Below are 26,184 nucleotides of genomic sequence, written 5' to 3' on the forward strand. Positions count from 1 at the left end.
GGGCTCTTCACCTCCGGGCGCCCCGCCGCCGCGCGCTGCGCAGCCGCAGGGTCGCCGCCAGCACCATCAGCCCCACCCCGCCCGCGACGAACGCGACCGCGCCCGACGGCACCGAGCGCACCTCGGCGGTGAACGTCATCGGCGCTCCCCACGGCCGCCCGTCGGCGCGGGTGTAGAGCTGGGCGGTGAGCCGCACCGGCCCGTTCGCGTGGGCGCTCACCCGGACCCGTACCGTACGGCTCACCGCGCGCGACGCCCGTACGTCCACGGCGCGGTCGACCGCGCGGGCCCGCTCCGGGCGGCTGGAGAGCACCCGCAGCTCGACCCCGGTGAGGTCCTGCTGCAGCCCGTTGGCGACCGTGACCGGGATGGTCGCCGAGCCCCCGGTCACCACCACCCTCGACTTGGGCACCAGCCGCACCGAGGCGATCGACGCGGTCAGATAGCGGGCCACGCCCTCCTGGTACGCGCGCGCCCCCGCCGCGTCGCCCCGCCACCCCGTCGAGACCGACCGGGCCAGCGCCGCCCGCACCGACGCCACCGTGGCCCGCGCGTCGGACAGCACCATGGCCAGCGCGCGCAGCCGCCGCCGGTCCCGGGCCACCGCCGCCAGCCGCTCCGGCGGCAGCTCGGTGGCGCGCAGCCCGGCCGGATGGCCGCCGTCCCGCAACTCCCCCGCCTCCGGCGCCCGCAGGCCGTCCCCGAACCGCGACGGCTCCAGCCAGCCCGCCTCCTGACCCGCGGCCAGCGCCGAGAGCAGCGCCCGCCCGACCCCGACCGGCATCCGGCGCGGCGGTACGAGCACCAGATCGCGCGCCGCGTACGGCAGCTCCCGTACCGCCGTCAGGGTCTCGGCCAGCAGCCGCTGCCGCAGCGCGAGCCGGGCGGGCGCCCCGGCGGCGCCCCCGGCCGGGTGGCTGCGGAACAGCAGGGAGGCGAGGGTCGCGTCGTACGTCAGCGCGGTGCCACCGCCGTCGAGCGCCACCGCCCCGTCGTCCGTGGCGCCCCCGGCGACGAGCGCCGCGCCGTAGGGGTCGGGGCCCTCGCCGGAGGCGAGCATCGTGTCCAGGCCGAGCCGCCGCGCGTACCCGGCGGTCCCGGCGTCCAGCATGCCGCCCGCGGGCCAGGCCACCCCCGTGCGGGCGCGGACGCCCAGCGCCCGGTTCACCACGGCGGTGCCGGTGGCGGACGCGCGGCGCAGCAGCGTGGCCAGCGCCGGGTCGCCGCGGCGGGCGAGCGAGGCCAGATCGGGGTCCGCGTACGGCAGGGCGATGACGTCCCGGCCGCGCACCGCCTTGCGCAGCGCGGCCAGCCACCCGGCCGCCGCCTTGCCGCCCCGGCCAGGACCGGCCTCCTGCGGATCGCTGCTGCCGGGGGTGCGGGCCACCCGGTAGCCGCGCGTCATGGCCTGCGCCTGGACGATCAGATCGGGGTCGACGGCCCAGGTCACCGGCTCGTCCTCGCCCAGTTCGACCAGCCGCCGCAGCCGCCCGCCGGGGCCGAACGCGGCGGTCAGCGCGTCGTCGCGGAAGACCGGCAGCACGCTGCCGTCGCCGGTGCGCCGGGTCAGCGCCTCCATGTGGGGGACGTCGGTGAGGGGCCACAGGACGCTGGTGCGCAGCCGCTCCAGGCCGGTGCCGTCGGGGTAGGCGGGCAGATATCCGCGGGTCAGGCCGAGCACCCGGCCGTCCGCGGCGGTCGCGGTCACGGTGAGCGGATACGCGCCCGCGCCGTCCAGCCCGAGGCCGGAGACGGGCACGGCCAGGTCGAAGCGGCGCCCGGCGTGGGCGCCGAGCCGGGCGAGGCGGGCGGTGTGGGCGGCGACCTCGGCGCCGTCGGCGCGGGTCAGGATGGTGCGCGCGGCGTGGTCGGCGAGGGCGCCGCGGGTGTCGGCGGACCCGGCCGCGCCGATGCGCACGCCGATGTGGGCGCCGGTGACGCGGTGCCCGGAGGTGTTGGTGACGGTGCCGCTGATCCTGAGATCGCCGTCGTGGCGGACCACGGTGGGGCTCAGCGACCGCAGTTCGACGGTGAGCGGGTACGGGCGCGGAGCGCGCACGGGCGTGGCGGGGGCGGCGGCGAGCGCGGCCGGGGCGGCGGTGGCGGGCCCGCCGGGCAGGAGCAGCGCGACCGCCACGGCGATCGTCCACCCGTACGCCCGTGCTCCCGCCGTCACCTCGCCGCCGTACCTCCCGCCTGACGAACCGGTCCGGTCCGGTCACCAGCCCACCACGGCGGCTGCCGGGCCGCACGCGGGGGCGGCCCGATGGGGTGGGGTGCGGCGGTCGTCAGACCCGCACGGTGTCCGAGCGGCGGGGGCTGGCGTCCATCGCGGCCCGCAGCGAAGCGAAGTCCTCGACGCAGCGGCCGGTGCCGACGGCGACGCAGTCCAGCGGGTCGTCGGCGACCAGCACCGGGATGTCCAGCTCACGGCCGAGCCGTACGTCCAGGCCGCTCAGCAGCGCGCCGCCGCCGGTGAGCACGATGCCGCGGTCCATGATGTCGCCCGCCAGCTCCGGCGGGGTCTCGTCCAGCGTGGACCGGACGGCGGCGACGATGCTGTCCACCGGCTCGGCGAGCGCGTGCCGCACCTCGTCCGCGGTGAGTTCGAGGACCCTGGGCAGCCCGGTGGCCTGGTCCCGGCCGCGGATGGTGCAGCGGTCGGGCGGCTGCAGGGCCTGGGTGTCCTCGTTGTCACCGCTGTCGGGCACCTCGACATTGCGCTCCGTCAGCCGGGCGAACGCTCCGCCGCGCGGCGCCGACCAGGAGCCGGTCGGCGAGGCGGACCCGATCGACACCTTGATCTCCTCGGCGGTCCGCTCGCCGATGGCCAGCGCGTACTGCTTCTTGACGTACGTGCTGATCGCGACGTCCATCGCGTCGCCCGCCGTGCGCACCGAGCGCGCGGTGACGATGCCGCCCAGCGAGACGACGGCGACCTCCGTCGTACCGCCGCCGATGTCGACGACCATCGAACCGGTGGGCTCGCCCACCGGCAGGCCCGCGCCGATCGCCGCCGCGATCGGCTCCTCGACCAGATGCACCTGCCGCGCCCCGGCCTGGGTCGCGGCCTCCATCACCGCGCGACGCTCGACACCGGTGATGCCGGACGGCACACAGACGACGACGCGCGGGCGGGCCAGCCGCCGACTGCCCATCACCTTCTTGATGAAGTACCGCAGCATGCGCTCGGCGACCTCGAAATCGGCGATGACCCCATCGCGGAGCGGTCGAACGGCGACAATGTTCGTCGGGGTCCGCCCCATGGTCTCCTTTGCCGCCGAACCCACCGACAGCACACTGCCGTCGGCCGTGTTGACCGCCACGACCGACGGTTCGTTGAGCACGATGCCCTTGCCCCGCAGGTACACCAGCGTATTCGCGGTGCCGAGGTCGATGCCCATGTCTCGCCCAGTGAACGACTTGTTCTGCGCCATAAGTTGACATTATTGCTTATGCCGGATTCTGTCCTGCCACCGCGGATATTGCTCCACCGCGCGCAACTCCCCGCCCCGCTGGTGCGACTGGCCCGTATCGCGGGTGCCCGGCGCGTCACCGAATAGCGGATCAATGTCCGCCTTTACCGGGACACCATGTCTCCGTCCGGTCCCAGGCGTGTCACGGACCCCAGACGTGACTTGTCTGATTGTCATGCACTCCTGTTACTTTATGGCTCGAATCTTTCGCGTTCCCCGCCGTCGCCGCATTTCGGCCACGGCTGTCCCCGAACGCGAATCACCTTCATCCCCGGGGGATTTCATGAGCCAGAACTGGCAGCAGCCGCAGCAGCCAGGCGGTTACCCGCAGCAGCAGGGTGGTTACCCGCAGCAGCCCGCCCCGCCGCAGCCCGGCTACGGCTACCCGCAGGCGCAGGCGCAGCACCCGCAGCCCGGTGCGCCCCAGCCGCAGTTCGGCGGCGGATTCCCGCCGCCCGCGCCGCAGGTGGGCCGCCAGGGCAACCCGCTCGCCGCGGTCGGTGCCGCCCTCGTGGCCGCTGTCGTCGGTGCGCTGGCGTACGCGTTCCTGCTGAGCTCGCTCGCGGACACCGACTCGAATCCGCCGGAGGTCCGGAAGTTCGCCTACGCCGGTGTCGCCCTCGGCGCGCTCGTCGGCCTGGTGGTCGCCAAGCTCGGCGGCCGCAACGTCGCGCTGTGGGTGGTCGGCGCGGTTCTGGCGCTCGTCGCCATCTTCCTCGGCGAGCTGTACGGCTACGCGATGATCCTCAACGACGCGACCGCCAACTACGTGGACAAGATCGGTGGCGCCGCCGCGGCCTCCGCCGACATCCCGTCAGCGAACGAGATCTTCTTCGACCACTTCGGCGACCTGTTCGACACCTGGAAGAAGGACGCCGACGCGATCACCTGGATCTTCATGATCCTCTCCCCGATCGCCGCCGCCGGCACCGCCTTCCGGGTCAGCAACCGCTGACGCAGCATGGGGAAGGCCCCGACCGCGATGCGGCCGGGGCCTTCCCCATGTCCTGCGCGTGCGCTCAGCGCTTGTCGTTCGACGGGGCCACCGTCACCTCGACGCGCTGGAATTCCTTCAGCTCCGAGTAGCCGGTCGTCGCCATCGCCCGGCGCAGCGCGCCGAAGAAGTTCATCGAACCGTCCGGGGTGTGCGAGGGGCCGAGCAGGACCTCCTCGGTGGTGCCGACCACGCCCAGGTTCATGCGCTTGCCGCGCGGCACCTCGTCGTGCACGGCCTCCATGCCCCAGTGGTGGCCACGGCCCGGCGAGTCGGTGGCCCGGGCCAGCGGCGAACCGATCATCACCGAGTCGGCACCGCACGCGATCGCCTTCGGCAGATCGCCGCTCCAGCCGACCCCGCCATCGGCGATCACATGCACATAGCGGCCGCCGGACTCGTCCATGTAGTCCCGGCGGGCGGCGGCGACATCGGCCACCGCCGTGGCCATCGGCACCTGGATGCCCAGCACATTGCGGGTGGTGTGGGCGGCGCCGCCGCCGAACCCGACGAGCACCCCGGCCGCGCCGGTGCGCATCAGGTGCAGCGCGGCGGTGTACGTGGCGCAGCCGCCCACGATGACCGGGACGTCCAGCTCGTAGATGAACTGCTTGAGGTTCAGCGGCTCGGCGGCGCCCGAGACGTGCTCGGCCGAGACGGTGGTGCCCCGGATGACGAAGATGTCGACCCCGGCGTCCACCACGGCCTTGGAGAACTGCGCGGTGCGCTGCGGCGACAGGGCGGCGGCGGTGACCACGCCCGAGTCGCGCACCTCCTTCAGCCGCTGCCCGATCAGCTCTTCCTTGATCGGCTCGGCGTAGATCTCCTGCAGGCGACGGGTCGCGGTGCGCTCGTCCAGCTCGGCGATCTCGGCGAGCAGCGGCTCGGGGTCCTCGTACCGGGTCCACAGGCCCTCGAGGTTGAGCACCCCGAGGCCGCCCAGCTCGCCGATGCGGATCGCGGTCTGCGGGGAGACCACCGAGTCCATCGGGGCGGCCAGGAACGGCAGCTCGAAGCGGTAGGCGTCGATCTGCCAGGCGATCGAGACCTCCTTCGGGTCCCGGGTGCGACGACTCGGCACGACGGCGATGTCGTCGAACGCGTACGCCCTGCGGCCGCGCTTGCCGCGCCCGATCTCGATCTCAGTCACGTGGGGTGCCTTTCGCTGGCTTGTTCTGCCGTACCAGTATCGCCATCCCCCGCGCGCGGCCCGTCGCGCGGGGGTCGCGCAGGTTAACGCCCGGAGTAGTTCGGCGCCTCGGAGACCATCTGGACGTCGTGCGGGTGGCTCTCCTTGAGGCCCGCGGAGGTGATCCGCACGAAGCGGCCCTTCTCCTTCAGCTCCGCCACGGACGCCGAACCGACATAGCCCATGGAGGCGCGCAGGCCGCCGACCAGCTGATGGGCGACCGAGGCCAGCGGGCCGCGGTAGGGCACCTGGCCCTCGATGCCCTCGGGGACGAGCTTGTCCTCGGAGAGCACGTTGTCCTGGAAGTAGCGGTCCTTGGAGAACGAGCGGGCCTGGCCGCGGGTCTGCATCGCGCCCAGCGAGCCCATGCCCCGGTAGGACTTGAACTGCTTGCCGTTGATGAAGACCATCTCGCCCGGCGACTCCTCGCACCCGGCGAGCAGGCTGCCCAGCATCACCGTGTCCGCGCCGGCCGCGATCGCCTTGGCGATGTCACCGGAGAACTGCAGGCCGCCGTCGCCGATCAGCGGCACATCGGCCGCGTGGCACGCGCGGGCCGCCTCGTAGATCGCGGTCACCTGCGGGACACCGATGCCCGCGACCACCCGGGTGGTGCAGATGGAGCCCGGGCCGACGCCGACCTTCACCCCGTCCACGCCCGCGTCGATCAGCGCCTGGGCGCCGTCGCGGGTGGCGACATTGCCGCCGACCACGTCGACCGAGACATTGGACTTCACCTTGGCGATCATGTCGAGGATGCCCCGGCTGTGCCCATGGGCGCTGTCGACCACCAGGAAGTCGGCCCCGGCCTCGACCAGCGCCTGCGCCCGGTCGAACGCCTCGTCGCCGACGCCGACGGCCGCGCCGACGACCAGCCGGCCCTCGCCGTCCTTCGCCGCGTTCGGATACTGCTCGGCCTTCACGAAGTCCTTGACCGTGATCAGGCCCTTGAGCACACCCGCGTCGTCGACCAGCGGCAGCTTCTCGATCTTGTGGCGGCGCAGCAGCTGCATCGCGTCGTCACCGGAGATGCCGACCTTGCCGGTGACCAGCGGCATCGGGGTCATGACCTCACGGACCTGACGGCCCCGGTCCACCTCGAAGGCCATGTCCCGGTTGGTGACGATGCCCAGCAGCTTGCCCGCGGCATCGGTGACCGGAACGCCGCTGATGCGGAACTTCGCGCACAGCGCGTCCGCCTCGTGCAGTGTGGCGTCCGGCCGGACCGTGATCGGGTCGGTGACCATGCCGGACTCGGACCGCTTCACCAGGTCGACCTGGTTCGCCTGGTCCTCGATGGACAGATTGCGGTGCAGCACGCCCACGCCGCCCTGGCGGGCCATGGCGATGGCCATCCGGGCCTCGGTGACCTTGTCCATGGCGGCCGACAGCAGCGGTACGTTCACCCGCACGTTCCGGGAGACCCTGGACGAGGTGTCGACCGCGTTCGGCAGCACCTCGGAGGCGCCCGGCAGCAGCAGCACGTCGTCGTACGTCAGCCCGAGCATCGCGAACTTCTCAGGCACTCCGTCGACGTTGTCAGTCATGACACCCTTCCAAATGGTCTTGCCCCAGCGCGGACTCCCATGCTAACGGCCATCCCCGGTGTCACATTCCGCCCTGTGGACAACCGACGAATACCGCTGGTGACGCCGCCTGGAGCGACCGCTCGCGCTACTGTTCGGCCAGCGCGCGCAGCCGGCTCAGCGCCCGGTGCTGTGCGACCCGCACCGCGCCCGGCGACATGCCGAGCATCTGCCCGGTCTCCTCCGCCGTAAGCCCGACCGCCACGCGCAGCAGCACCAGCTCGCGCTGATTCTCCGGAAGGTTCGCCAGCAGCTTCTTGGCCCATTCCGCGTCGCTGCTCAGCAGCGCCCGCTCCTCGGGGCCCAGCGAATCGTCCGGCTGCTCCGGCATCTCGTCCGAGGGCACCGCCGTGGAACCGGGGTGGCGCATGGCCGCCCGCTGCAGATCGGCGACCTTGTGGGAGGCGATGGCCACCACGAACGCCTCGAAGGGTTTGCCGGTGTCGCGGTAGCGCGGCAGCGCGCACAGCACCGCGAGGCAGACCTCCTGCGCCAGGTCGTCCACGAAATGACGAGCGTCGCCCGGCAGTCGGGACAGCCGGGTGCGGCAATAGCGCAGGGCCAGCGGATGGACATGGGCCAGCAGATCGTGGGTGGCCTGCTCGTCCCCTTCGACCGCGCGCCCGACGAGGGCACCGATCGCCCCTTGCGTCCCCGGGCTGCCCGCCTTGGGGGACCCTGGACTCTCGTCGTCGCGCATCCGTCCATGGTGCCTTGGGCCCGGCGGCTCCGTGGCATCACGTCCATAGTTGTGCGCTGAAGCGTTATGAGCAGGTGCGCCGGTAGTCGTCACGTCCTGCGCTCTCCCCTCACGCCCGGCCGACTCGTCCCCGAGGAACTCCACACCTTCAAGGATGCGGCATCGCGCGGGGAACCGGTACAAGCCGCCGTCACGGCCGGTGCCACGCACGCTCCCGCCCCGCCCGCCACTTGGCGGGCGGGGGTAGCGCCCCCGCTGCGCAGCATGTCGATACGGACCGATCGACAGGCCCGCCTAGCGGACCAGGCCCCAGCGGAATCCGAGGGCCACCGCATGGGCCCGGTCGGACGCGCCGAGCTTCTTGAACAGCCGGCGGGCGTGCGTCTTGACCGTGTCCTCGGAGAGGAACAGCTCACGGCCGATCTCCGCGTTGGACCGGCCGTGGCTCATGCCCTCCAGCACCTGGATCTCCCGCGCCGTGAGCGTGGGCGCGGCGCCCATCTCTGCGGAGCGCAGCCGGCGCGGGGCCAGCCGCCAGGTCGGGTCGGCGAGAGCCTGTGTCACGGTCGCGCGCAGCTCGGCGCGCGAGGCGTCCTTGTGCAGATAGCCGCGGGCGCCGGCGGCCACGGCCAGCGCGACCCCGTCGAGGTCCTCGGCGACCGTGAGCATGATGATCCGGGCGCCGGGGTCGGCGGAGAGCAGCCGGCGCACGGTCTCGACTCCGCCGAGGCCGGGCATGCGCACGTCCATCAGAATCAGATCCGAGCGGTCGGCGCCCCATCGGCGGAGGACTTCCTCGCCGTTGGCCGCCGTCGTCACCCGCTCGACGCCGGGCACCGTCGCCACCGCGCGGCGCAGCGCTTCTCGGGCGAGCGGGGAGTCGTCGCAGACGAGGACGGATGTCATGGCCGCCCTCCGCAGATGATGCGCGTCACCTTGAGCCTCCAGGCTGGTACATATCGTCACCTGAGCGATTGACAGCCCCGGATATGTGTCCGAGAGCTTTACCCATCAACCGCCTCCGCACTCTCAACGACGGTCACCCGAAAGAGTTACGGGGTTCGGCGGCCACCTTCGACACTCTACGTGAGCCCTCGGACACGGAGGCGCTTCCCCACGCAGGTCGCGCCCTGTCACGCCTCCCCCAAAGGTCATCCCCTTCGGTGGCATTTGGCGACCTTGCTTCCAATTTGCCGGTCTGTGTGGCTAGATTCGCAATGAGTCATATTTACATCTACTTACACAGTAGGTGTACGACCCGGGACACAGCGTCCGCAGCCGATCGCTTCGAGGAGACAAGGCAATGGCAGATTTCTCCCGTCTTCCCGGTCCGAACGCCGATCTGTGGGACTGGCAGCTCCTGGCCGCGTGCCGTGGTGTCGACAGCTCGCTCTTCTTCCACCCCGAAGGGGAGCGCGGCGCCGCCCGCAGCGCGCGCGAGATGTCGGCGAAAGAGGTGTGCATGCGCTGCCCGGTACGGGCGCAGTGCGCGGCTCACGCCCTGGCGGTACGCGAGCCGTACGGGGTATGGGGAGGACTGACCGAGGACGAGCGCGAGGAGCTGATGGGGCGGGCCCGCCATCGCACGGTGGCCTCCTCGGGAGCCCCGGGGTCCTGACCGGGATCCGGGCCCTCATCCGTCCTGAAGAAACGTTCCATCAGCAACCATCGCCCCACCACCGCCGGCCGTTCCCACCGACGATCGGCGGGTTTTCGCACGTCAGCGGCGGGGTTTCGCACGTCAGCGGCGGGGTTTTCGCACGTCAGCGGCGGGGTTTTCGTACGTCAGCGGCGTGCCGCCAGCTCCAGCCGGTCCAGGGTCGCCGCCACCGCGGGCACCCGCGCCAGGTCCGGCAGCGTCAGCGCCACCACCTCGCGCCGCACCTCGGGCGTGACCTCCAGCGTGGCCGTCCCCTTGGCCGTCACGCACTCCACCGCCAGCTCCGGCAGCACCGCGACCCCGAGCCCGGCCCCCACCAGCCCGACCACCGCCGGGTAGTCGTCCGTCGCGAAGTCGATCCGCGGGGTGAATCCCTCGGCCTGGCACACCTCCACCAGATGGCGGCGGCACCGCGGGCAGCCCGCGATCCACGGCTCCTCGGCCAGCTCCCCGATGCCCACCGTCCCGGCCCCGGCCAGCCGGTGGTCGTGCGGGACCATGACCACCAGCCGGTCCCGCAGCAGCGGCCGCACCACCAGGTCGTCCCATCCCGCCGCCGGGTCCGCGTCCGTACCCGCCGCGGGCCCCGCGTAGGGGTACCGGAAGGCGAGCGCGATCTCGCAGTCGCCGCCGCGCAGCATCTCCACCGACCGCGGCGGCTCGGCCTCCACCAGGGAGACCCGCGTCCCCGGATGGGCGGCGCGCATCCCGGCGAGCGCGCTCGGCACCAGCGTGGAGCTGCCGCTGGGGAACGACACCAGCCGCACCCGCCCGGCCCGCAGCCCGGCGAGCGCGGCGACCTCCTCCTCCGCGGCGGTCAGCCCGGCCAGGATGCCCGCCGCGTGCCGGACCAGCGCCTCGCCGGCCTCGGTCAGCCGCATCTCCCGTCCGGTACGGATCAGCAGCGGCGTCCCCGTGGACTGCTCCAGGGCCTTCATCTGCTGGCTGACGGCGGGCTGGGTGCAGCCCAGCTCGCGGGCGGCGGCGGAGAAGGAACCGGTGGTGGCCACCGCGCGCAGCACTTTCAGATGACGGGCCTCGATCATGCCTCGAGCATAAGGGGCACTTGGGTGCGGACCGGAATATCGCGCCGGTGCTTTGACGGCGTACGCGCGGGAGCGGGCCGCCCGGGGCCGCGGCGCCCGGCCACGTGGTGATCGTCCGGCCGATAACGTGCGCGTATGACGACTGCATTGATTACCGGAACCACGGCGGGCATCGGCTCCGCCTTCGCGAGCCGGCTCGCGGCGGACGGGCACAACCTGGTGCTGGTCTCCCGCGACGAGAAGCGGCTGCGGGACCAGGCCGCCGACCTCCACGACCGGCACGGGGTCGAGGCGGAGGTCCTGCGGGCCGACCTGTCCGAGGACGCCGGTATCGCCGCGGTCGAGGAGCGCTTGGGGGACCGTACACATCCGGTCGATCTGCTCGTCAACAACGCCGGGTTCGGCAACAAGGGCCGCTATCTGGAGGCGCCGCTCGCCGATGAGCTGCGGATGCTGAAGCTGCACTGCGAGGCGGTGCTGCGGCTGACCAGCGCCGCCGCCGGGACGATGCGGGCGCGGGGGCGCGGCGGGGTGATCAACGTGGCCTCGGTGGCCGCCTTCTTCCCGCGCGGGACGTACGGGGCGAGCAAGGCGTGGGTCGTGCAGTTCACGCAGGGCGCGGCGAAGGACCTGGCGCGGTCGGGGGTGCGGCTGATGGCGCTGTGCCCGGGGCTGGTGCGCACGGAGTTCCACGCCCGGGCGGGGATCAAGCCGGAGAAGGCGCCGGACTGGATGTGGCTGGACGCGGACCGGCTGGTCGCGGCGGCCCTGAGGGACTTCGCGCGGGGGAAGTCGCTGTCGATTCCGGACCCCCGGTACAAGGCGTTGACCGGGCTGGCGAAGCTGGTGCCGAGGGCGGCGGTGGCGGGCGTGTCCTCGAAGGTGGGCCGGGCCCCGGTCAAGGGGTGAGCGGGCCGGTGCCGCGCGCGGGACGCGCGAAGGCGCGGCCACCCCGTGCGGGGTGGCCGCGCCTTCGCGTGGCGCTCGGCTCGCGTCAGTGCGCGTGGCCGTGACCGTGGCCGCCGGCCTCGGCCTCTTCCTCGGCCGGCTTCTCGACCACCAGGGTCTCGGTGGTGAGCAGCAGCGAGGCGATGGACGCGGCGTTCTCCAGCGCGGAGCGGGTGACCTTGACCGGGTCGATGACGCCGGCCTTCACCAGGTCGCCGTACTCCTCGGTCGCGGCGTTGTAGCCGTGGCCCTTCTCCAGCTCGGCGACCTTCGAGGTGATGACGTAGCCCTCGAGGCCCGCGTTCTCCGCGATCCAGCGCAGCGGCTCGACGACGGCGCGGCGGACGACGGCGACACCGGTGGCCTCGTCGCCCTCCTTGCCCAGGCTGCCCTCGAGCACCTTGGCGGCGTGGACCAGCGCGGAGCCACCACCGGAGACGATGCCCTCCTCGACCGCGGCGCGGGTCGCGGAGATGGCGTCCTCCAGACGGTGCTTCTTCTCCTTGAGCTCGACCTCGGTGGCCGCGCCCACGCGGATCACGCACACGCCGCCGGCCAGCTTCGCGAGGCGCTCCTGCAGCTTCTCGCGGTCCCAGTCGGAGTCCGTGGCCTCGATCTCGGCCTTGATCTGGGCGATGCGGCCGGCCACGTCGTCGGCGTTGCCGCCGCCGTCGACGATGGTGGTGTCGTCCTTGGTGACGGTCACGCGGCGGGCGGTGCCCAGCACGTCCAGACCGGCCTGGTCGAGCTTGAGGCCGACCTCCTCGGCGATGACGGTGGCACCGGTGAGGGTGGCCATGTCGCCGAGCATCGCCTTGCGGCGGTCACCGAAGCCGGGGGCCTTCACGGCGACGGCGTTGAAGGTGCCGCGGATCTTGTTGACGACGAGGGTGGACAGGGCCTCGCCCTCCACGTCCTCGGCGATGATCAGCAGCGGCTTGCTGGCGCCGGCCTGGATGACCTTCTCCAGCAGCGGCAGCAGGTCCTGGATGGAGGAGATCTTGCCCTGGTGGATCAGGATGTACGGGTCGTCGAGGACGGCCTCCATACGCTCCTGGTCGGTCACCATGTACGGCGAGAGGTAGCCCTTGTCGAAGGCCATGCCCTCGGTGAAGTCCAGCTCCAGGCCGAAGGTGTTGGACTCCTCGACGGTGATGACACCGTCCTTGCCGACCTTGTCCATCGCCTCGGCGATCAGCTCGCCGACCTGCTTGTCCTGGGCGGACAGCGCGGCCACGGCGGCGATGTCGGACTTGGAGTCGATCGGGCTGGCGGTGGCCAGCAGGTCGTCGGAGACGGCCTTGACCGCGGCGTCGATGCCCTTCTTCAGGGCGGCCGGGGAGGCGCCGGCGGCCACGTTGCGCAGGCCCTCGCGGACCAGCGCCTGGGCCAGCACGGTGGCGGTGGTGGTGCCGTCACCCGCGATGTCGTTGGTCTTGGTCGCCACCTCCTTGACGAGCTGGGCGCCCAGGTTCTCGTACGGGTCCTCGACCTCGACCTCGCGGGCGATCGTGACACCGTCGTTGGTGATGGTCGGAGCACCGAACTTCTTGTCGATGACGACGTTGCGGCCGCGGGGACCGATCGTCACCTTGACGGTGTCCGCAAGCTTGTTCACGCCGCGCTCAAGGGCGCGACGGGCGTCCTCGTCGAACTTCAGGATCTTCGCCATGGTTGCGTATGTCCTCTCATTGCGATCCTCGGCCGCCGTAACGAGGCAGCCGCCGTCGCGTCAAAAAAACGAACCGCGCCCCGACCCCGGGTATCTGTGACACGGGCACCGGGGCGCGGCTCAAGGCAAGACTTCGGTGATTACTTCTCGACGATCGCGAGGACGTCGCGAGCCGAGAGGACGAGGTACTCCTCGCCGCTGTACTTCACCTCGGTGCCGCCGTACTTGCTGTAGAGCACGACGTCGCCGACGGAAACGTCGAGCGGAAGCCGCTTGCCGTCCTCGAACCGACCCGGGCCGACGGCCAGGACGACGCCCTCCTGGGGCTTCTCCTTGGCGGTGTCCGGGATGACCAGGCCAGAGGCCGTGGTCTGCTCGGCCTCGACGGCCTGGACCACGATGCGGTCCTCAAGCGGCTTGATGGCAACCTTGGAGCTGGCGGTCGTCACGATCCGACCTCCCCCTTCGGAGATCTCACGGGGTTAACTGTCTGAGGTGGCGACCAGGTGGATCCGTCGTCGCGGGTGCCGGACCTGCCCGTCGCTGTGTGGCTGGCACTCCGCAGTGCCGAGTGCCAGCCCTGACATTATGACGCGGTTAGCACTCCGTCAACCAGAGTGCCAAGCGAGGCGGCGACGGACCGCACGGATGTCCGGACGCGGCCGCCCCCACGAGCGGTCCTCGGACGCGGTCGGATGTCGTCAGATGTAGTCCTCCAGCCGCGCCAGGGTGAATCCCTGCGCCTGGACCTCCCGCACCAGCTCGGTGATCATGTCGGTCATGGTGTGCCCGTGCAGCTGCTCGGGGCCGCGGAAGTGCGCGAGCACGATGTCCCCAGGGCGCAGCCCGCTACCGGAGCGGTAGACCAGCCCCTGCGGCTCCATCTCGGCGCGCCACAGCACCGCCTTGTTCAGGCCGCACTCCGCCGCCGCCCGCAGCGTGTTCCGGTCGTAGTCCCCGTACGGCGGACGGAAGAGGCGGGGCTGGAGCCCGAGGCGTTCGCCGAGGACCTCCTGCTGGCCGCAGATCTCGTGGAGCTGCGTCTGGTAGTCCTTGCCCGCCAGGCTGGGGTGGGTGAGCGTGTGGTTACCGATCCGGTTGCCGAGTTCGCGCAGCGCGCGGAAGTAGTCGTAGTGGTCGCCGATCACCTCGTCCTCCAGGAACTGGGTGAACGGCAGACCGAGGTCCCGGGCCTGGTCGATGAAGGCCGGGTCCTTCTCGATCCCGTCGTCGAGCGTCAGGAAGACCACTCGATCGGTCGTCTCCACCCGGCGGATGACCGTCGCCAGCCCCGGCGCCGGCGGCCACACGGGCGCGAGCGCGGGTTTGACGGCGGGCGGGGGCGGCGGGTCCAGCGGGCGGTCGAGCCCCCAGCGGCGGTAGCCGTCCGGCGGCGGGTGCGGACCCTCGCGCCCGCTCCCGGGCGGTGGCGCTCCGGAGGCCCGGGACGCGGAGGACGGGGAGGCCGAGGCCGACCGCGTGAGACCGGCCGCCTTCCCCGTCCCGGAGCGCGGCTCGGGGCCCGTGCCCCCGCAGCCGGTGAGCAGGGCCGCCGCGGCGGCGAGAACCAGACACCCGGATACACCAGTCTTGAGCATCATCACAAAAGTGATCTTCGGTTCCACGGCACGCGCCCGCGCGCCGAAGGGGTGCGAATGCCCTCCCCGGAGCGGGGAGAATGGGCCATGTGGACGTTGACGCCTTCGACTCACTGCTCGGCGACGAGGGGCAGGCGCTGCTCTCCGCGCTACGGGACTACGACCCGGCGCGGGAGCTGGCCACCGCGACCCGGCTGCGCCGCGACCATCCGGCCGCCCTGGTCTCGGCGGCCCTGACCCAGGCACGGCTGCGGCAGCGGGCCGTGCCCAAGTTCGGGGCCGAGGACGCCCACCGGATGTACTTCACGCCGCACGGCGTCGAGCAGTCCACCCGTACCTCCGTCGCCGCCTACCGCGCCGACCGGCTGACCGGGTTCGGGGTGCGCACCGTGGCCGATCTGTGCTGCGGCATCGGCGGTGACGCGATCGCGATGGCGCGGGCCGGGCTCAGCGTCCTGGCCGTCGACCGCGATCCGCTGACCTGTGCGGTCGCCCGGGCCAACGCCGACGCGCTGGGCCTGTCGCAGCTGATCGAGGTGCGCTGCGCCGATGTCACCGAGGTCGACACCTCGCGTCACGACGCGGTCTTCGTGGACCCCGCCCGGCGCGGCGGCCGGGGCCGGGTCTTCGACCCCGAGGCGTACTCCCCGCCGCTGTCCTGGGCCATCGGGGCCGCCCGTACCGTCCCGCGCGCCGCCCTCAAGATCGCGCCCGGGGTTCCGCACGAGGCGGTGCCGGAGGACGCGGAGGCCGAGTGGATCTCGGACCAGGGGAACGTGAAGGAGGCCGTCCTGTGGTTCGGCACCGCCCGCCCCGGCATGCGCCGCGCCACCCTGCTGCCCTCCGGCCACTCCCTGCTCGGCACCCAGCTCCCGGACCCCGAGCCCGGCCCGGTCGGCCGCTGGCTGTACGAACCGGACGGCGCCGTCATCCGCGCCCACCTCGTGGCGGACGTCGCGGCCCGGATCGGCGGCCGCCTCATCGATCCGACGATCGCCTACATCACCACGGACGAGCTGCGCCCGACGCCGTACGCCACCGCGTACGAGATCACCGATGTGCTGCCGTTCAACCTGAAGAGGCTCAGGGCGCTGCTGCGGGAGCGCGAGGTCGGCATCGCGACCATCAAGAAGCGCGGCTCGGCCGTCGAGCCGGAGCATCTGCGCAAGAAGCTGCGGCTCGAAGGGGGGAACGCCTGCACGATCCTCCTCACCCGCTCGGCGGGCGCCCCCACGATGCTCCTGGGACACCCGGCCTCTTAGCTCTTCGGCTCCGCGAGGAGTTCGAACCACACCGCCTTCGCGTACATCCCCGCCGGGTCCGCGTCCGCCGTGCCCCAGGCGTCGGCGAGGGCCGCGACCAGGCCGAGGCCGCGGCCGCGGAGGCGGTCGCCCTCGGGGAGGCGGGCGGCGGCGGGGAGTTGGGCGGAGGCGTCGTAGACCAGGACGCGGAAGCGGGGAGGCTCGATCACCACGCGCAGCGTCAGGCAGTCGCCCTCGGCGTGCAGAAAGGCGTTGGTGGCCAGCTCGGAGGTGCACAGGGTGGCCACCTCGACCAGCGCCTCCTGCCCCACGGAGCCCAGCACGACGGCGACGAAGTCCCGGCAGACCTTGGCGGAGGTGGCGTGCCGGCTGCTCTGGAGCGTGTAGACGTACGGGTCCTTGGAGGGAGCGGGCGGGCGGCGCGGTGGACGGTCGTCGGACTCGTAGTCGGACTCCATGGATCAACTCCCTGCGAAAGGGCCGATATCGCGCGTACCGTTACAACGATCAACGCGCAGTAGCGGCGACGGCACCCAAGGTAGGGCAGCGGCACAAACAACTGCTACGGCCTCGTTGAATTTCCCCGACGATTACTCCTTAAGGGTTACGGAGGGTCATGCCACCCAGAAGCGTCCCGACCGCGCGTCAAGTCCGGCTCGGAACAGAACTGAGGAGGATGCGCGAGGGCGCGGGACTCAGCATCCAGGAGGCCGCCGACCGGCTGGGCATCAACCGCACCCACATCACCAACCTGGAGCTGGCCCGCTTCGGGGTGAGCGAGGAGCGGGTGCGCGCCCTCGCCGCCATCTACACCTGCCCCGACCACGCGTACGTCGACGCGCTCGTCGCCATGACCCGCGAGCGCAAGGGCGGCTGGTGGGAGGAGTACCGGGGCCATATCGCCACCGGCGGGCTCGACCTCGCCGAGCTGGAGTACTACGCCACGAGCCTGCGCGTGGTCGAGCTGATGTTCCTGCCGGGGCTGTTGCAGACCGAGGAGTACGCACGGGCCGTGCTCGCCGAGGCCGTTCCGGCGTGGTCGCCGGCCGAGATGAGGCGCAGGCTGTCCCACCGGATGAAGCGGCGGGACATCCTCGACCGGGACGATCCTCCGCCGTGCACCTTCATCATCCACGAGGCCTGTCTGCGCATGCGGCTCGGCGGACCGCAGCTCATGCGCAGACAGCTGGACAGCCTGCTGGAGGCCTCGACGCGGAAGAATGTCACCGTGCGGGTCATCCCGTTCGAGGCGGGCGGGTTTCCGGTCTCCGGCGTATCGGTCACCTATGCCTCGGGCCCGGTGCCGCAACTGGACACCGTGCAGCTCGACGCCGCGCACGGCCCCATGTTCCTGGACGCCCAGACCCAGCTGACCAACCACCGGGCGGTGCTGGCCCGGACCATGAAAGTGACCCTCCCCCAGAAGGAGTCACGTGACATGATCCACGGCATCGCCCAACGTCTCTGACGGCAAGACACCCCTGAAGGCAAAGACATGTCTGAGATCAACTGGCAGAAGTCCTCGTACTCCACGCAAGGCGACGGCAACTCCTGCATAGAACTCGCCGCCCTGGGACCCGGCGCCATAGCGCTGCGCGAAAGCGACGAGCCCGGCACCGTGATGACCACCACCCCCGCGAAGCTGCGGCCCCTTCTGGATGCCATCAAGGCGGGCGAGTTCGACCACCTTGCGGGCTAGCCCTCCGGACGGGCCCCGGTCATGGCACGATCATCCCGCTGAGGGGCCGGACCGGAGGTGGCAGGGGCATGGAACATGAGTGACGAGAAGCGACCGGTATCGGATCAGGAACTGTCCGATCTCCTTCAGGATGTGGAGGAGATGCTGCGTTACCTGGAGGAGACGGTCGAAGGCCTCGACCAGTTGGCGAAGACGGTCGGCGACGACTGGAAGGGCCCCGCGGCGACCGCGCACAAGAAGCTCCAGCGGGACGCCTACCGGGACGCGGCCCGCGTCCGGCAGATGCTGCTGCACGTCGAGGACGCGACGAAGCGGCGCGGCGAGAGCCTGGGCGAGCGGTATCTGGACCTGCTGCACCGCTTCCAGTCGATGCAGCGGTCGTCCGACTGAGGTGGTACCGAGCCGGGCTTACGTCAGTCGGTTCCCTCGGCGTCGTCGGGGCTGAGTTCGCGGCTGACCAGACGGTAGTAGCCGATCGCCTTGACCAGGCCCAGGCCGCCCGCCGCCGCGAAGACGACGGCGATCCCCATCGCCACCCGGAACGTCTCCGCCCCGAGGTCCGACATCGCCGTGGACGCCCCCAGCACCAGCCCGAGGCAGCACAGCAGCAGCGACGGCAGCAGCCACAGCAGCGCGCTGCCCGACACCCTCCAGTGCGGCAGCGTCTGCGGATCGCGCCCCAGCTCGGCCCAGTCCCGCAGCCGCGCGCCGACGAACACGTCCCGCCGGATGCCCGAGGCCAGGCCCAGGCTGGACGGAACGGTGGCGCCCAGCGCCAGCCCGAGGAAGATCACGCCGAGGATGTGCTCGACGATCTCGCCGGTCACCAGGAACTGGAACCCCGACACCGCCAGCGTCCATCCCAGCGCGAACACCAGCGTCAGCAGCCACAGCAGCAGCGCCCGGTGCGGCGCCATGTACCACCGCGCCAGCGTCCCCATCGCGCGCGCCCGGTCGGCGAGCAGCCCGGCGCGGTCGGGCCACGGACGCATGTCCGGGGCGGGCGGGGGCGGTGGCAGGGCGTCGGGCGGGGTCATGGAACGCAGTCTCTCAGTTCTCCCGGAGGCATGAACTTCATTCCTCCGCGGCTCCCGGGAACCGCGGTCCTGTCGGCCGGTCACCCCTTCCAGTACTTCGCCACCGCCTGCGCGTACGCCACCCGGTGGTCCAGCCCGTCGTCCCGGACCCGGAACCGGCCGCGCACGGACTCGGTCATGACCGCCCGGGCGATAGACGCCCCCTGCCGCTTCCAGGCCGTCCGCAGCGGGGCGCCGATACTGGCGGCGGGCATGTCCGACAGCGCCAGGCCGACCAGGTACAGAAGGACCAGCGGCAGCAGCACCGCGCACAGGAGCAGCGACGGCACCGTCCCCTCCCGCCCCCGCAGCACCGTCCCGTCGGGCAGGTGGATCTCGTACGGACGCCGCCACCGCGTCTTCCGCGGCGGCAGGAGCAGTTCGGCGAGGAGTTCGTGGTCGGAGGTGAGCACGGCGAGGCGGCGGTCGCCCTTCCGGACGACCACGGCGAGCGGCGAGGCCCCGGCAGCGTCGGCGGCGATGACGAAACGCGGCTTGCACCCCTCGGGAGGGGGACGGCCGTCGGGGGCGCCACGGCGCACGTGGAGCGGGTCAGAGCCCCGAGGGCGCAGGAGGTAGCGCTTGGAGTCGAGGTCGCGGGTGAAGGTGAATGTCATGGTGTCTCGCGGTGGAACGGCGTGCTGGTCCCGCTACCCGACCGACTCGAAGCGCCACCGGTGGACCGCCCGGCGCGCCAGTTCCGGTCCCGGCTCGGGGAGTTCGGGAAGGCCCGGGGTGTCGTACGTGCCGTCCCACCACGTGATCACGAGCACCCGGTCCTCGGGCGCGCGGAAGGTCTCGCGGCGCAGCGGCGCGGGGTCCAGGGGCTGACCCGCGGCCCAGGCGAGCAGGTCCTCGCCCCGGCCCTCGACGGCGCGGGCCTCCCACATCAGGGCGACGGTCATGCGTAGAGGTTCTTCCGGCTCAGCTCGTGCACATGGTCATGGTCGTGGGAGGCGGGCGCCGGGACGTGGGGGTCCGTCACCGGGAGGGAGGAGTCGGCCGACAGGTCCCAGGCGGAGGCGGACCGGCCGCGCGCGACCATCTCCGCGCCGAGGGCGGCGACCATCGCACCGTTGTCCGTGCACAGCTTGGGGCGCGGCACGCGCAGGGTGATGCCCGCGTCCTCGCAGCGGCGCTCGGCCATGGCCCGCAGCCGGGAGTTGGCGGCGACGCCGCCGCCGATCATCAGGTGGTCGACGCCCTCGTCCTTGCAGGCGCGGACGGCCTTGCGGGTCAGGACGTCGGCCACCGCCTCCTGGAAGGAGGCCGAGACGTCGGCGACCGGAACCTCCTCGCCCGCCGCCCGCTTGGCCTCGATCCAGCGGGCGACGGCCGTCTTGAGGCCGGAGAAGGAGAAGTCGTAGGCGGCGTCGCGCGGGCCGGTGAGCCCGCGCGGGAAGGCGATCGCGTCGGGGTCGCCGTCGCGGGCGATGCGGTCGATGACGGGGCCGCCGGGGAAGCCGAGGTTCAGCACCCGGGCGATCTTGTCGAACGCCTCGCCCGCCGCGTCGTCGATGGTCGAGCCCAGCGGCCGTACGTCGGCGGTGATGTCGGGGGCGAGGAGCAGCGAGGAGTGGCCGCCGCTGACCAGCAGCGCCATGGTCGGCTCGGGCAGCGCGCCGTGCTCGAGCTGGTCGACGCAGATGTGGGAGGCGAGGTGGTTGACGCCGTACAGCGGCTTGCCGAGGGCGTAGGCGTACGCCTTGGCGGCCGAGACGCCGACGAGCAGGGCGCCCGCGAGGCCGGGACCGGCGGTGACGGCGATGCCGTCGAGGTCGGAGGCGGCGACTCCGGCGTCCTTCAGGGCGCGCCGGATGGTCGGGACCATCGCCTCCAGGTGGGCGCGGCTGGCGACCTCGGGGACGACGCCGCCGAAGCGGGCGTGTTCGTCGACGCTGGAGGCGATCGCGTCGGCGAGCAGGGTGTGGCCGCGGACGATCCCGACGCCGGTCTCGTCGCAGGAGGTCTCGATGCCGAGAACGAGCGGTTCGTCAGCCATGGGTCTTCGTTCCTTGTACGGATGAGGGGGTCGCGAGGGTCGCCGCCGGGCCGGTCAGGCGCATGACCAGCGCGTCGACGTTGCCGGGCTGGTAGTAGCCCTTGCGGATGCCGATGGGCTCGAAGCCGAAGCGCTCGTAGAGGCGCTGGGCGCGGGTGTTGTCGACGCGCACTTCGAGGAGCACTTCGCGGCATTCGAAGGCGGTCGCGGCGGTGAGCAGGTCGGTGAGGAGGCGGGCGCCGAGGCCGGTGCCCCAGTGGTCGCGGGCGGTGGCGATGGTCTGGACGTCGCCGGTGCGGTCGAAGACGGCCAGCCCGGCGTAGCCGACTATCGCCCCGCCGTCCTCGGCGACCGTGTAGTGGCGGGTCGCGGCGCCGCCGCGGGCGTGCGCCAGCTCGGACCAGAACATGCCGGGCGACCAGGCGTCCTCGGGGAACAGGTCCTCTTCCAGCGCCAGCACCCGGTCGATGTCCCACCAGCGCATCTCGCGCAGCACGGGGGTCGTGTCCGTCACTTGGGGGTGACCACCTTGTAGTTGGCGGGCACCTGGGCGTCGGGGCGGCGCAGATAGAGCGGCCGGTCGGGCAGCAGCTCCTCGCCGCGCGCCAGCTTCCCGGCGGCGACGGAGGCCAGCGCGCCCGCCGACTGGTGCTCGGGCATGCCCGGCGGGACGGCGGCGAAGGCGTCCGGGTAGAGCAGGGCGCCCGCGCCGACGGCCGGGAGCCCGGCGACGCCGGGCCGCTCGGTGAGGTCGGCGGGGTGGTCCACGGCGGGGTCGGTGACGCGGGTCAGCGGGTCGTCGTACCGCGCCCAGTACACCTCTTTGCGGCGGGCGTCGGTGGCCACCACGAAGGGGCCGGTGAGCCCGGCCCGCCCGGCGGCGTACGCGATCCCGTCCAGCGTGCACAGCCCGTGCACGGGTACGTTCAGCGCGGCCCCGAAGGTGGCGGCCGTGACCAGCCCGACGCGCAGCCCGGTGTACGGGCCCGGGCCGACGCCGACGACGATCCGCGTCACGGCGCCCAGCTCCACGCCCGCCGTCCGCAGGGTCCGGTGGACGGCGGGCAGCAGCAGCTCGCCGTGGCGCCGGGCGTCGACCTCGGCGGTCTCGGCGAGGACTTCGGCGCCGTCGTGGAGCGCGACGGTGACGGCGGGGGTGGCGGTATCAAGCGCGAGCAACAGCACGAGGACAGCCTACGGCGCCCCGGGAGGCGGTCGCGGTGGACCGGTCGCGGCCGTCCACCGGTGCTACCGTCGTCAGGAAGTGCGTACGGGCGGTAAGCACGTACTGACCGCAGGAGAGGGTGGCCACCGTGCCAAGGAGCAGCACCGGGCCCGCCGTGGCCGTTCTGACCGCGGCCGCGCTGGGGGCCGTCGGCTTTCTCGGCTACCAGGCCAAGGCCACCGCACCCGACCACCGCACCCAGGAGCGGCGCAGCTCGCACGCCAACGACGCCAAGGGCAGGACGAAGGACAAGGCGGCGAAGAAGTCCACCGCGCTGCCCGGGGGCTCCGGCACCGGTGAGCGCGTCGTCTACGCCCTGGGCGACAGCCGGGTCTGGCTGGTCGGCGCCGACGGCAAGGCCACCCGCACCTTCCCGGTGGGCGCCAGCTCGGCGAGCCCCGACCCCGGCACGTACCAGGTCACCTCCCGTAACCCGAGCGGTGTCGGGTCGGACGGGGTGCAGGTGGAGCACATCGTGGTGTTTCACCAGGACGGGGGAGTCACGTTCGGTTTCAGTGCGGCCATGGACGGGACGATGCCCGACCCGCAGGCGCAGAAGAAGACCGGCGCGGTGCGGGAGTCCCGGGCGGACGGCACGGCGCTGTGGGAGTTCGCGCAGCCGGGCACGAAGGTCGTCGTGATCAAGTAACGCCCCGCTGTCGAGCAACCCCTCGCGGGGCCGGCTACGCCGCGTCGCGCTCCGGGCCGTCCCGCCGTGGCTCCACGGCGGAGGGGGCGTCGGCGGGGGCCTCCGCCGGTGGGGTGGAGACGGCGCTCGCCGCCGCGCAGGCCGCCAGCAGGTCCCTCATCGACGGTGACCGGTCATCGCGCCGGGGGTCGTCCAGGGCGGTGGGTTCGTGGGCCGACATGGATGCCTCCTGAGGGTCCTGGGGGCAGGCGGTTAGGCACGCCTAACCACGCTTCCCTTTCCATGTGACCACGTCCGATGCCCGGAGTGCAACATCATGCCGACGGCCTGTCGGAAAACTCTTCCCGAATCTCCCCGGCGCTCAGCCCGCCAGCGACGCCAGGTCCTCGTCCGCCCAGCGCGGCCCCACGCCGGTCACGGCGACGCCGCGCACGTCGCTCTCCTGCGCGTCCGTGCCCGCCGTCCGCTCGATCACCACGTGCAGCCGGTCCTCGGACAGCCCCTCGACCTTGCCCTCGCCCCACTCCACCGCGATCACCGAATCCGGCAGCGAGACGTCCAGGTCCAGGTCCTCCATCTCCTCCAGGCCCCCGCCCAGCCGGTAGGCGTCGACGTGCACCAGCGGCGGGCCGTCGGACAGGGAGGGGTGGACGCGGGCGATCACGAAGGTGGGCGAGGTGACCGCGCCCCGTACGCCCAGGCCCTCGCCCAGGCCCCGGGTCAGCGTGGTCTTGCCCGCGCCCAGCTCCCCGGTGAGGAGCACCAGGTCGCCGGGGCGCAGCAGCTTGGCGAGCCGGCGGCCCAGGTCCCGCATCTGCTCGGGCGAGGTGACGGTCATGCGCGTGCCTACGTCCATACCGGCGATGGTACGGGCCCCGGGAACGCGGTACGTGCCGCCTCGGCCCCCGGCCGAACAGCCGCCGCCGCGGCCGCTACCCCCGGGCCGAGCGGCGGCCCGCGCCGTCCCCGGAGACGCCCCCGGCGCCGCCCACCACCTGGGTCAGCAGCTCGGCCAGATGCCCGTTGACCACCTCGGGGTGCTCCAGGATCACCAGATGGCCGCCGTCCTCCACGACCACCAGCTCCGCGCCCGGCAGCAGCTCCGCGATGGCCTCGCTGTGCTCCATCGGCGTGATCAGATCCTTGTCCCCGGCCAGCACCAGCACCGGAACCCCGTCGAAGGACGGCAGCGCCGCCGCCTTGTCGTGGGCGATGAACGCCGGGTAGAACTCGGCGACCACATCGATCGGCGTCGCCTCGATCAGCCGCTCCGCGAACCGGGCCACCCCCGGGTCCACGTCCTTCGTCCCGAACGAATAGCGCTTGATCAGCCCCGCGAAGAGGTCCGCGGTCGCCCGGCGGCCCCGCTCCACCAGCTCCACCTGCCAGCCGAGCGCCTTGAGCAGCCCGGGCAGCACCCGCCGCACCGCGTTCATGCCGACCACCGGGAGGCCGAAGCTGACCTCGCCGAGCCGCCCCGCCGACGTACCGACGAACGCCGCGCCGACCACCCGCTCGCGGATCAGCTCCGGGTACTGGGCGGCCAGCGCCATCATCGTCATGCCGCCCATGGAATGGCCGACCAGCACCAGCGGCCCCTCGGGCGCCGCCGCGTCGATCACGGCCTTCAGATCGCGGCCCAGCTGGTCGATCGTGACCTGGGTGCCGTTCGTCTGGGAGCAGCCGCGCTGGGACCGGCCGTGGCAGCGCTGGTCCCAGTAGACGGTGCGGACCACATCGCGCAGCGCGGCCCGCTGGAAGTGCCAGGAGTCCTGGCCGAGGCAGTAGCCATGGCTGAAGATCACGGTCACCGGCGCGGTGGCCGCCCGGCGCGCGAACCGGCGCTTGCGGCGGGCGGGCGCGGCCGGCTCGCGTATCTCCTCGACCTCGTAGTACAGCTCCGTGCCGTCGTCGGCGACCGCCCGGCCGGGGACGCCGCGCAGGGTGCCGTACGGGCCCTCCGCGTCCAGCGCCAGCCGCGCCTTGCGCCTCACTCCGCGGCCGACCGTCAGCCGCTCCAGGGCGACGCCCATCGCGGCGCCCGCCGCGACCACGCCGATCGCGGCTCCCGCGAACCCGGCGCCCCGGCGCCAGCCCACGGCCGTGGCCCCCGCCGCGACCTTCGTCGCCGTCTCCACCGTGCTGTCCTCGCCCATGGTCAGATCCCTGTGCCCCCGAGGTCACCCACATAAACGCGCGGGACCCGCGCGCTGATGCGGGTGACGATCTCATACGCGATCGACCCCACGGACCGCGCCCAGTCCTCCGCCGTCGGCTCCCCGTGGTCACCGGGGCCGAACAGCACCGCCTCGTCCCCCGGCTCCGCGCTGTCGCCGCCGAGGTCGACCACGAACTGGTCCATCGCCACGGTGCCCGCGATGGTCCGCCACTTGCCCGCGACCAGCACCGGGCCGGTGCCCGAGGCGTGCCGCGGGATGCCGTCTCCGTAGCCGAGCGGCACCAGCGCGAGGGTGGTCTCCCCCGGGGTGACGTAACGGTGCCCGTAGGAGACGCCGTGCCCGCCCGGCACCCGCTTCACCGCGGCCAGCGAGGCCTTCAGCGTCATCACCGGGCGCAGCCCGAAGTCGGCGGGCCCGCCCAGCTCCGGGCTGGGCGAGATCCCGTACAGGGCGATTCCGGTGCGCACCAGGTCGAAGTGCGACTCGGGCACGGTCAGGGTCGCCGCGGAGTTCGCCAGGTGGCGCACCTCCGGCCGCAGCCCCGCCCGCTCCGCCTGGTCCAGCATCTCGCGGAAGACGGTCAGCTGGGCGGCGATCGACGGGTGGCCCGGCTCGTCCGCGCACGCGAAGTGCGACCACAGCCCGGTCACCCGGATCGTGCCCTCCGCCTCCGCGGCCCGGGCCTCGGCGATCAGCTCCGGCCAGTCGGCGGGCGGGCAGCCGTTGCGGCCGAGCCCGGTGTCGGCCTTGAGCTGGACGCGCGCGGTGCGCGCTGCCGTCCGGGCGGCGGTCGCGGCCTCGCGCAGCGCCCACACCCCGCTGGCCGACACGTCGATGTCCGCCTCGATCGCCTGCCGCCACGGGCCGCCGGGCGTCCACAGCCAGCACATCAACCGGCCCTGGTCGCCCGCCGCGCGCAGCGCCAGCGCCTCCTCCGGCGTGGCCGTGCCCAGCCAGCCCGCGCCCGCCGCGCGGGCGGCGCGCGCGCACGGCACCGCGCCGTGGCCATAGCCGTCCGACTTGACCACGGCCATCAGCTCGGCGGTGGGCGCCGCTTCACGCAGCACCCGAACGTTGTCCCGCAGGGCGGTCAGATCGACCACGGCACGGGCGCGCATCGGTGTCTCGTCCATCTCCGTCAGTGTCTCAGGCCGATCGGCGCACCGGAGGATGTACCGGAATGTGTGCTTCCGGAGTGGACCGGAGTGCGCGCTTCCAAGCG

The 26,184-nt window shown here is 72.6% G+C and carries 29 protein-coding genes; 8 read left to right on the forward strand and 21 right to left on the reverse strand.

The window, feature by feature from the left end; translation table 11 throughout:
- Positions 1–7: 7 nt before the first annotated feature.
- Positions 8–2,176: a DUF6049 family protein gene (locus tag ABZ562_RS23105; RefSeq protein WP_361482820.1), complete on the reverse strand. Its 2,169-nt coding sequence runs from the start codon at positions 2,174–2,176 to the stop codon at positions 8–10.
- Between the two features lie 112 nt (positions 2,177–2,288).
- Positions 2,289–3,437, reverse strand: coding sequence for a rod shape-determining protein (locus tag ABZ562_RS23110; protein ID WP_361482823.1), 1,149 nt, complete (start codon positions 3,435–3,437; stop codon positions 2,289–2,291).
- Positions 3,438–3,759: 322 nt separating this feature from the next.
- Between ABZ562_RS23110 and ABZ562_RS23115 the strand changes: the two genes are divergently transcribed.
- Entirely contained in the window at positions 3,760–4,431 is a 672-nt protein-coding gene (locus tag ABZ562_RS23115) for a hypothetical protein (protein WP_361482826.1), read from the forward strand.
- 64 nt (positions 4,432–4,495) lie between these two features.
- Here ABZ562_RS23115 and ABZ562_RS23120 read toward each other — a convergent pair whose 3' ends face one another.
- The 4 genes from ABZ562_RS23120 to ABZ562_RS23135 form a co-directional block, all read right to left on the reverse strand.
- On the reverse strand, positions 4,496–5,620 hold the full coding sequence (locus ABZ562_RS23120; RefSeq protein ID WP_063736842.1) for a GuaB3 family IMP dehydrogenase-related protein: 1,125 nt from the start codon (positions 5,618–5,620) through the stop codon (positions 4,496–4,498).
- A gap of 83 nt (positions 5,621–5,703) precedes the next feature.
- On the reverse strand, positions 5,704–7,206 hold the full coding sequence (gene guaB / locus ABZ562_RS23125) for an IMP dehydrogenase (RefSeq protein WP_361482829.1): 1,503 nt from the start codon (positions 7,204–7,206) through the stop codon (positions 5,704–5,706).
- Positions 7,207–7,333: 127 nt separating this feature from the next.
- Positions 7,334–7,945 carry a sigma-70 family RNA polymerase sigma factor gene (locus tag ABZ562_RS23130; RefSeq protein ID WP_361482831.1) on the reverse strand — a complete coding sequence of 204 codons (612 nt, stop codon included), beginning with the start codon at positions 7,943–7,945 and terminating at the stop codon, positions 7,334–7,336.
- Positions 7,946–8,239: 294 nt separating this feature from the next.
- Complete coding sequence (locus tag ABZ562_RS23135) at positions 8,240–8,851, reverse strand: response regulator transcription factor (RefSeq protein ID WP_003948568.1); 612 nt, start codon at positions 8,849–8,851, stop codon at positions 8,240–8,242.
- Between the two features lie 397 nt (positions 8,852–9,248).
- Here ABZ562_RS23135 and ABZ562_RS23140 point away from each other — a divergent pair, with 397 nt between their 5' ends.
- On the forward strand, positions 9,249–9,563 hold the full coding sequence (locus ABZ562_RS23140) for a WhiB family transcriptional regulator (protein ID WP_055557379.1): 315 nt from the start codon (positions 9,249–9,251) through the stop codon (positions 9,561–9,563).
- Between the two features lie 167 nt (positions 9,564–9,730).
- On the opposite strand, the gene ABZ562_RS23145 is transcribed toward ABZ562_RS23140, so the two are convergent.
- Positions 9,731–10,651, reverse strand: coding sequence for a LysR family transcriptional regulator (locus tag ABZ562_RS23145; protein WP_361482834.1), 921 nt, complete (start codon positions 10,649–10,651; stop codon positions 9,731–9,733).
- A 135-nt stretch (positions 10,652–10,786) separates the two neighbouring features.
- Here ABZ562_RS23145 and ABZ562_RS23150 point away from each other — a divergent pair, with 135 nt between their 5' ends.
- Positions 10,787–11,560 (forward strand): SDR family oxidoreductase, encoded by a 774-nt coding sequence (locus tag ABZ562_RS23150; protein ID WP_361482837.1) that lies wholly within the window; start codon positions 10,787–10,789, stop codon positions 11,558–11,560.
- An 85-nt stretch (positions 11,561–11,645) separates the two neighbouring features.
- Here ABZ562_RS23150 and groL read toward each other — a convergent pair whose 3' ends face one another.
- The 3 genes from groL to ABZ562_RS23165 all read right to left on the reverse strand — a co-directional run bounded on the left by groL (position 11,646) and on the right by ABZ562_RS23165 (position 14,872).
- Positions 11,646–13,271: a chaperonin GroEL gene (gene groL, locus ABZ562_RS23155; RefSeq protein WP_361482840.1), complete on the reverse strand. Its 1,626-nt coding sequence runs from the start codon at positions 13,269–13,271 to the stop codon at positions 11,646–11,648.
- A gap of 140 nt (positions 13,272–13,411) precedes the next feature.
- Positions 13,412–13,720: a co-chaperone GroES gene (gene groES / locus ABZ562_RS23160; RefSeq protein WP_009715799.1), complete on the reverse strand. Its 309-nt coding sequence runs from the start codon at positions 13,718–13,720 to the stop codon at positions 13,412–13,414.
- Positions 13,721–13,972: 252 nt separating this feature from the next.
- Entirely contained in the window at positions 13,973–14,872 is a 900-nt protein-coding gene (locus ABZ562_RS23165) for a polysaccharide deacetylase family protein (RefSeq protein ID WP_361482844.1), read from the reverse strand.
- A gap of 77 nt (positions 14,873–14,949) precedes the next feature.
- Between ABZ562_RS23165 and ABZ562_RS23170 the strand changes: the two genes are divergently transcribed.
- Positions 14,950–16,131 carry a methyltransferase domain-containing protein gene (locus ABZ562_RS23170; RefSeq protein ID WP_361482847.1) on the forward strand — a complete coding sequence of 394 codons (1,182 nt, stop codon included), beginning with the start codon at positions 14,950–14,952 and terminating at the stop codon, positions 16,129–16,131.
- Here ABZ562_RS23170 and ABZ562_RS23175 read toward each other — a convergent pair.
- Positions 16,128–16,589, reverse strand: coding sequence for an ATP-binding protein (locus ABZ562_RS23175; RefSeq protein ID WP_361482850.1), 462 nt, complete (start codon positions 16,587–16,589; stop codon positions 16,128–16,130). The genes ABZ562_RS23170 and ABZ562_RS23175 overlap by 4 nt on opposite strands.
- Positions 16,590–16,747: 158 nt before the next feature.
- Between ABZ562_RS23175 and ABZ562_RS23180 the strand changes: the two genes are divergently transcribed.
- The 3 genes from ABZ562_RS23180 to ABZ562_RS23190 all read left to right on the forward strand — a co-directional run bounded on the left by ABZ562_RS23180 (position 16,748) and on the right by ABZ562_RS23190 (position 18,220).
- Complete coding sequence (locus ABZ562_RS23180) at positions 16,748–17,599, forward strand: helix-turn-helix transcriptional regulator (RefSeq protein ID WP_361482853.1); 852 nt, start codon at positions 16,748–16,750, stop codon at positions 17,597–17,599.
- Positions 17,600–17,626: 27 nt separating this feature from the next.
- Complete coding sequence (locus ABZ562_RS23185; RefSeq protein WP_361482856.1) at positions 17,627–17,830, forward strand: DUF397 domain-containing protein; 204 nt, start codon at positions 17,627–17,629, stop codon at positions 17,828–17,830.
- A gap of 75 nt (positions 17,831–17,905) precedes the next feature.
- Positions 17,906–18,220 (forward strand): hypothetical protein, encoded by a 315-nt coding sequence (locus tag ABZ562_RS23190; protein WP_055557386.1) that lies wholly within the window; start codon positions 17,906–17,908, stop codon positions 18,218–18,220.
- A gap of 23 nt (positions 18,221–18,243) precedes the next feature.
- On the opposite strand, the gene ABZ562_RS23195 is transcribed toward ABZ562_RS23190, so the two are convergent.
- From ABZ562_RS23195 to tsaB, 6 genes are all read right to left on the reverse strand, one after another.
- A complete protein-coding gene (locus tag ABZ562_RS23195; RefSeq protein ID WP_361482859.1) occupies positions 18,244–18,867 on the reverse strand; it encodes a hypothetical protein in 624 nt (207 codons plus the stop codon).
- A gap of 80 nt (positions 18,868–18,947) precedes the next feature.
- Entirely contained in the window at positions 18,948–19,523 is a 576-nt protein-coding gene (locus ABZ562_RS23200) for a hypothetical protein (RefSeq protein ID WP_361482862.1), read from the reverse strand.
- Between the two features lie 33 nt (positions 19,524–19,556).
- Positions 19,557–19,811, reverse strand: coding sequence for a hypothetical protein (locus ABZ562_RS23205; protein ID WP_361482865.1), 255 nt, complete (start codon positions 19,809–19,811; stop codon positions 19,557–19,559).
- Positions 19,808–20,908 carry a tRNA (adenosine(37)-N6)-threonylcarbamoyltransferase complex transferase subunit TsaD gene (gene tsaD, locus ABZ562_RS23210; RefSeq protein WP_361482868.1) on the reverse strand — a complete coding sequence of 367 codons (1,101 nt, stop codon included), beginning with the start codon at positions 20,906–20,908 and terminating at the stop codon, positions 19,808–19,810. The genes ABZ562_RS23205 and tsaD overlap by 4 nt, the downstream gene beginning before the upstream one ends.
- On the reverse strand, positions 20,901–21,392 hold the full coding sequence (gene rimI / locus ABZ562_RS23215) for a ribosomal protein S18-alanine N-acetyltransferase (protein WP_361483086.1): 492 nt from the start codon (positions 21,390–21,392) through the stop codon (positions 20,901–20,903). Before rimI ends, tsaD begins: the two co-directional genes overlap by 8 nt.
- A gap of 26 nt (positions 21,393–21,418) precedes the next feature.
- A complete protein-coding gene (gene tsaB, locus ABZ562_RS23220) occupies positions 21,419–22,093 on the reverse strand; it encodes a tRNA (adenosine(37)-N6)-threonylcarbamoyltransferase complex dimerization subunit type 1 TsaB (protein ID WP_361482871.1) in 675 nt (224 codons plus the stop codon).
- 128 nt (positions 22,094–22,221) lie between these two features.
- Here tsaB and ABZ562_RS23225 point away from each other — a divergent pair, with 128 nt between their 5' ends.
- A complete protein-coding gene (locus ABZ562_RS23225; RefSeq protein WP_361482874.1) occupies positions 22,222–22,782 on the forward strand; it encodes a hypothetical protein in 561 nt (186 codons plus the stop codon).
- Positions 22,783–22,816: 34 nt separating this feature from the next.
- Here ABZ562_RS23225 and ABZ562_RS23230 read toward each other — a convergent pair whose 3' ends face one another.
- From ABZ562_RS23230 to alr, 4 genes are all read right to left on the reverse strand, one after another.
- On the reverse strand, positions 22,817–23,002 hold the full coding sequence (locus tag ABZ562_RS23230) for a hypothetical protein (protein ID WP_361482877.1): 186 nt from the start codon (positions 23,000–23,002) through the stop codon (positions 22,817–22,819).
- Between the two features lie 141 nt (positions 23,003–23,143).
- A complete protein-coding gene (tsaE, locus tag ABZ562_RS23235; protein ID WP_361482880.1) occupies positions 23,144–23,638 on the reverse strand; it encodes a tRNA (adenosine(37)-N6)-threonylcarbamoyltransferase complex ATPase subunit type 1 TsaE in 495 nt (164 codons plus the stop codon).
- Between the two features lie 76 nt (positions 23,639–23,714).
- Entirely contained in the window at positions 23,715–24,938 is a 1,224-nt protein-coding gene (locus tag ABZ562_RS23240) for an alpha/beta hydrolase (protein ID WP_361482883.1), read from the reverse strand.
- Positions 24,939–24,940: 2 nt separating this feature from the next.
- Positions 24,941–26,095, reverse strand: a complete 1,155-nt coding sequence (alr, locus tag ABZ562_RS23245; protein WP_361482886.1) for an alanine racemase — start codon at positions 26,093–26,095, stop codon at positions 24,941–24,943.
- Positions 26,096–26,184 lie beyond the last annotated feature (89 nt).

Source organism: Streptomyces sp. NPDC019937 (assembly GCF_040631655.1).
Classification (GTDB): Bacteria; Actinomycetota; Actinomycetes; order Streptomycetales; family Streptomycetaceae; genus Streptomyces.